Source organism: Streptomyces canus, from assembly GCF_001514145.1.
Taxonomy (GTDB): Bacteria; Actinomycetota; Actinomycetes; order Streptomycetales; family Streptomycetaceae; genus Streptomyces; species Streptomyces canus.
The window spans coordinates 1-2,996 of sequence record NZ_KQ948711.1; the positions used below are offsets into that span (position 1 = coordinate 1).

Consider the following 2,996-nt stretch of genomic DNA (forward strand, 5'->3'; position numbering starts at 1 on the left):
GGCGTGGAAGGCCTGGTGAGCAAGCGGACCGACGCACCCTATGCCGCCGGCCTGACCTCGGGCTGGGTGAAGTGGCGCGAGCGCCACACCGCGGGGCGGTGGTCATCGGGGTGACCGGCAGGACACCAGCGACGCAGGCCCTCGTGCTGGGCCGGCCAACGGGCGGCCGGATGCGGGCGGTGGGCGTCAGTCTGCCGCTCACTCAACGGGTCCGCCTGGCCGTGGCGCCTCTCTTGCGCGCGGCCGGTGACGAGATGCGCGAGCTGCCGGGCACGGTGGGCGGGCTGTCCGGCGCCGAACCGGTGCACTTCCGGCCGGGTCGTGGTCGAGATCGAGGCTGACCAGCCGCGGCTGGAGTTCGGCCGATATCGCCACCGGCCGCGTGTGCGGCGGGTACGCGGCGACCTGACGCCCGAGATGCTCGACGACGGGCACTGACCGGAAAGGTGGCCGCATCCGCAGACCGGTATTCGCAAAGGTACCCTAAGGTCTTTGTGTGTCGTCGGCGGCACTCATGGCGTCCGTATGCCCAGGCGGGCCGCCGCCCCGCGCAGTGTCTTGATCGCCCTGCCGGTGGAGGCGGAGCCGAAGGTTACGGCTCCCACGCGCGGGGCGCCTGCCAGCACGCGGACGGCGGGCGGCAGCGTTGTTGCCCGTTGTGCAGGTCGGTAGGCCGTCAGCGTGTCGACGGAGGCTGATTGACGGGATCCGCTGGCGGGTGCGAACCGTCCAGCGCCTGAGCGAAAGGAGCAATCGTGTCCATGTCGTACGCGCCGTGAGCCACCACCACCCGCCGGATCGTCCCGTACAGGCCTGCTCCGCAGTCCAGTACGGGGCCTGACGCACCCTCCGGGCGCCCTGCTCGAGGAAGGCGACGGCGTGCTGGCGGGCCTCGGAGATGCAGCCGCCGTCTCCGTCCAGGGCGTAGCCGACGCGTCTCAGGTGCTCTTCCGGCTCGCCACAGCCGTCACCGCCGTCATGGGATGCCTGGGACGCGTTCATTCCTGGTTCACGAGCGCGCCCCTACCCCCGATGCCGTCATAGATGTCAGTGGCATGTTATTCGGCAGCATCCTCTGGCCGCATGGGGTCCGGCGGTGGGGCAGAATCGTCGTGCACGCCCAGCCCGGGCAGGCCCCAACGCAGTCGAGGAGACCGTGAGCGACAAGGACACAGATCGCTCGGACCGGTTCTCCGCCGTCCACCGCACGTTCGACGGCGTGCGGGTCGTGACCGTAGAGGGCGAGATCGACCACCACGTCAGGGAACTGCTCAGCGCAGCCCTGCTGTCCGGGTACGGCGCGGCGCCACCGTCGCAGATCGTGGTGGACCTCGGCGGCGTGACCTTCATGGACTCCACCGGCATCAACATCTTCGTCACCGCCTCCCAGGCCGTCAGCGCTACCGAGGGGTGGCTGCGTATCGCCGCCGCGCAAAAACCCGTCCTGCACGTCATGCAGCTGGTCGGCATCGACACACTCATCGCCTGCTACCCCAGCGTCGAGCAGGCCCTGACCTCTGATGCCTAACGCGTGACCCAGCGCCCAGCCGACCAGCGCCCCCGGTGACCGTGTGCAGTTTGATGTTTGCGTGGCCCGCACCACCGGCACCCGAGCAGCAGCTGCCTGCCACCACCCACAGTGACGCGGTGACCTGCTGCGTCGCTGTCCATGTCGTCCAGCCTCGCAGCCGCCACCGACAATGAGGGCTTGCCCGGGCGGTCCTGGGCAGCCTTCGCGCTGCCGGGAGGTTGCCCGGGTCAGCTGCGCCAGCGTCCGAGCCCGTCATTGAGTCGGTCCGTCAGAATTTCCCCGTCAGGGTCAGGATGTGCGGCTGGTGGCCTCCCATGTCGGCCAGCAGGTCAGAAGCGAGAGCGCAGGCCACAACAACTGCTTCCCGCTTGTCGATAACGATGGCGGCGAGATCACCCGTGGTCTGCGCGGGAGTGGTGGGAAACGGTAGGGCCGGGCCGGGTTGGAAGACATCTTCGGTCACAACCAGTCGCACGAGTTTGTCTCTGCCGTCGTAGCGGTGCAGTGCCGCTGACAGCATCAGGTCGCCGAACGCTCCGGTCTCTGCCGCCCAGGCCGCGGCTGCTTGCACCAGGGTGACGAGGTCAAGTTCGAAGGCGCGCTGGGACATCTGTTGGGGACCGCCAGTGTCGCGCCGATCGTTGTAGAGCTCTATGGCCCGAGGCGGCGCGGGCGCGGTGCCCGCAGTTCGTCTTGGTGCGCCGCGGTTCGCGGGGTGCGGTCCTGTTCGATACGGAAACAGGTGGTACCGCCCAGGACGCGGGACTTCCCCAATCGGGGAAGTCCCGCTCTGTCTCCGTCTACCTTCATGCTGAGGCTCCGATGCGGCGGATGTTCCTTGCTGCCGCTGGGCTTCCTGTCCGACTCCCACTTCAGGAAGTCCGTCATCATCCGTACGGCTCCTCACTGTCCGTGGACGGGGTCGCTCTCAAGCCCCAGATACAGGCCAGTTGAAAGTTGAGCCGGGCTACAGCGGCACGGCCCATCTCCGCCTCCCATGTCTCCCACGCCACCCGCGACGGCTGCCGCCCAGCCTGCTCCTCCATCACCCCGCGAAGCCGACGGAAGGGTCTGCCGCACGATCGGGTGACATCTGAACTGGCTTGCCCTGTAGGGCTGGTGGGAAGGATGTCGCTGTGCCCAAGCCTTATCCGGAAGAGTTCCGCCAGGACGTCGTGCGGGTCGCGAGGAACCGCGGCCCGGGTGTGACGGTCGAGCAGGTGGCCACCGACTTCGGAGTCCATCCGATGACGCTGTGGAAATGGCTGCGCCGCGCGGATATCGACGACGGGACCAAGCCCGGAACGACCAGCCAGGAGAACGCGGAACTGCGGGAAGCACGTCGGCGGATCAAGCTGCTGGAGCAGGAGAACGAGGTCCTGCGGCGGGCCGCGGCCTATCTGTCGCAGGCGCATCTGCCGGGAAAGGATCTACCCGCTCGTTCAGGAGCCGGCCGGGGACGGGG

General features: G+C 68.5%; 3 protein-coding genes. 2 read left to right on the forward strand and 1 reads right to left on the reverse strand.

Annotated features, from left to right (window positions below):
- Window positions 1-1,156 precede the first annotated feature (1,156 nt).
- Window positions 1,157-1,528, forward strand: a complete 372-nt coding sequence (locus AQJ46_RS51140) for an STAS domain-containing protein (RefSeq protein ID WP_059212210.1) — start codon at window positions 1,157-1,159, stop codon at window positions 1,526-1,528.
- A 271-nt stretch (window positions 1,529-1,799) separates the two neighbouring features.
- Here AQJ46_RS51140 and AQJ46_RS51145 read toward each other — a convergent pair whose 3' ends face one another.
- Window positions 1,800-2,141: a hypothetical protein gene (locus AQJ46_RS51145; protein ID WP_059212211.1), complete on the reverse strand. Its 342-nt coding sequence runs from the start codon at window positions 2,139-2,141 to the stop codon at window positions 1,800-1,802.
- A gap of 526 nt (window positions 2,142-2,667) precedes the next feature.
- Here AQJ46_RS51145 and AQJ46_RS51150 point away from each other — a divergent pair.
- Window positions 2,668-2,996 (forward strand): IS3 family transposase (locus AQJ46_RS51150; protein ID WP_063803987.1); only part of this gene is annotated, 329 nt, incomplete at its 3' end.